This window comes from Psychrobacillus psychrotolerans (genome assembly GCF_900115805.1).
GTDB lineage: Bacteria > Bacillota > Bacilli > Bacillales_A > Planococcaceae > Psychrobacillus > Psychrobacillus psychrotolerans.
The window spans coordinates 1-2979 of record NZ_FOXU01000016.1; the positions used below are offsets into that span (position 1 = coordinate 1).

Here is a 2979-nt window from a genome sequence, read left to right on the forward strand (position 1 = left end):
AAATTTGGTTAAGTCCTCGATCGATTAGTATTCGTCAGCTGCACGTGTCGCCACGCTTCCACCCCGAACCTATCTACCTCATCGTCTTTGAGGGATCTTACTTACTTGCGTAATGGGAAATCTCATCTTGAGGGGGGCTTCGTGCTTAGATGCTTTCAGCACTTATCCCGTCCACACATAGCTACCCAGCGATGCTCTTGGCAGAACAACTGGTACACCAGCGGTGTGTCCATCCCGGTCCTCTCGTACTAAGGACAGCTCCTCTCAAATTTCCTACGCCCACGACGGATAGGGACCGAACTGTCTCACGACGTTCTGAACCCAGCTCGCGTACCGCTTTAATGGGCGAACAGCCCAACCCTTGGGACCGACTACAGCCCCAGGATGCGATGAGCCGACATCGAGGTGCCAAACCTCCCCGTCGATGTGGACTCTTGGGGGAGATAAGCCTGTTATCCCCGGGGTAGCTTTTATCCGTTGAGCGATGGCCCTTCCATGCGGAACCACCGGATCACTAAGCCCGTCTTTCGACCCTGCTCGACTTGTAGGTCTCGCAGTCAAGCTCCCTTCTGCCTTTACACTCTTCGAATGATTTCCAACCATTCTGAGGGAACCTTTGGGCGCCTCCGTTACACTTTAGGAGGCGACCGCCCCAGTCAAACTACCCGCCTGACACTGTCTCCTACCCGGGTTACGGGTATGGGTTAGAATTTCAATACAACCAGGGCAGTATCCCACCGACGCCTCCTCCGAAGCTGGCGCTCCGGGCTCTAAGGCTCCTGCCTATCCTGTACAAGTTGCACCAAAATTCAATATCAAGCTATAGTAAAGCTCCACGGGGTCTTTCCGTCCTGTCGCGGGTAACCTGCATCTTCACAGGTACTATAATTTCACCGAGTCTCTCGTTGAGACAGTGCCCAGATCGTTACGCCTTTCGTGCGGGTCGGAACTTACCCGACAAGGAATTTCGCTACCTTAGGACCGTTATAGTTACGGCCGCCGTTTACTGGGGCTTCAATTCGCACCTTCGCTTGCGCTAAGCACTCCTCTTAACCTTCCAGCACCGGGCAGGCGTCAGCCCATATACTTCACCTTACGGTTTTGCATAGACCTGTGTTTTTGCTAAACAGTCGCCTGGGCCTATTCACTGCGGCTCTTCTAGGCTATGAACCCAAAAGAGCACCCCTTCTCCCGAAGTTACGGGGTCATTTTGCCGAGTTCCTTAACGAGAGTTCTCTCGCTCACCTTAGGATTCTCTCCTCGACTACCTGTGTCGGTTTGCGGTACGGGCACCTTTCACCTCGCTAGAGGCTTTTCTTGGCAGTGTGAAATCAGGAACTCTAGACATACGTCCTCGCCATCACAGCTCAATGTTAAAGAATGCGGATTTGCCTACATTCACACCTTACTGCTTGGACATGCATAACCAACAGCATGCTTACCCTATCCTTCTGCGTCCCCCCATTACTCAAACGGTGGTTTGGTGGTACAGGAATATCAACCTGTTATCCATCGCCTACGCCTATCGGCCTCGGCTTAGGTCCCGACTAACCCTGAGCGGACGAGCCTTCCTCAGGAAACCTTAGTCATACGGTGGACGGGATTCTCACCCGTCTTTCGCTACTCATACCGGCATTCTCACTTCTAAGCGCTCCACCAGTCCTTCCGGTCTGACTTCAACGCCCTTAGAACGCTCTCCTACCACTGATACCAAAGGTATCAATCCACAGCTTCGGTGATTTGTTTAGCCCCGATACATTTTCGGCGCAGCGTCACTCGACCAGTGAGCTATTACGCACTCTTTAAATGATGGCTGCTTCTAAGCCAACATCCTGGTTGTCTAAGCAACGCCACATCCTTTTCCACTTAACAAATACTTTGGGACCTTAGCTGGTGGTCTGGGCTGTTTCCCTCTTGACTACGGATCTTATCACTCGCAGTCTGACTCCCAAACATAAATCATTGGCATTCGGAGTTTGTCTGAATTCGGTAACCCGGGATGGGCCCCTAGTCCAAACAGTGCTCTACCTCCAAGATTCTAACGTTTGAGGCTAGCCCTAAAGCTATTTCGGAGAGAACCAGCTATCTCCAGGTTCGATTGGAATTTCTCCGCTACCCACACCTCATCCCCGCACTTTTCAACGTGCGTGGGTTCGGACCTCCAGTAAGTGTTACCTTACCTTCATCCTGGACATGGGTAGATCACCTGGTTTCGGGTCTACGACCACATACTCATTCGCCCTATTCAGACTCGCTTTCGCTGCGGCTCCGTCTTCTCGACTTAACCTTGCATGGGATCGTAACTCGCCGGTTCATTCTACAAAAGGCACGCTATCACCCATTAACGGGCTCTAACTACTTGTAGGCACACGGTTTCAGGATCTATTTCACTCCCCTTCCGGGGTGCTTTTCACCTTTCCCTCACGGTACTGGTTCACTATCGGTCACTAGGTAGTATTTAGCCTTGGGAGATGGTCCTCCCAGATTCCGACGGAATTTCACGTGTTCCGCCGTACTCAGGATACACTCAAGAGAGAATGAATTTTAGACTACGGGGCTTTTACCCTATCCTGCGGACCTTTCCAGATCGCTTCGTCTAACTCATTCCTTTGTAACTCTATGTAGAGTGTCCTACAACCCCAAAAGGCAAGCCTTTTGGTTTGGGCTATTCCCGTTTCGCTCGCCGCTACTCAGGGAATCGAATTTTCTTTCTCTTCCTCCAGGTACTTAGATGTTTCAGTTCCCTGGGTGTGTCTCAGATGCGCTATGTATTCACGCAAATGTACTGCTCCATTACGAACAGTGGGTTTCCCCATTCGGAAATCTCCGGATCAAAGCTCACTTACAGCTCCCCGAAGCATATCGGTGTTAGTGCCGTCCTTCGTCGACTCCTAGTGCCAAGGCATTCACCGTGCGCCCTTATTAACTTAACCTAAAAGTTAAAAAGTCTTACACGTCGTGATTACGTAAATAATCACA

Annotated in this window: 1 rRNA gene; it reads right to left on the bottom strand. The window is 51.1% G+C overall.

The features are described from left to right. Positions 1–4: 4 nt before the first annotated feature. A 23S ribosomal RNA gene (locus tag BM260_RS18085) occupies positions 5–2933 on the bottom strand. Positions 2934–2979 lie beyond the last annotated feature (46 nt).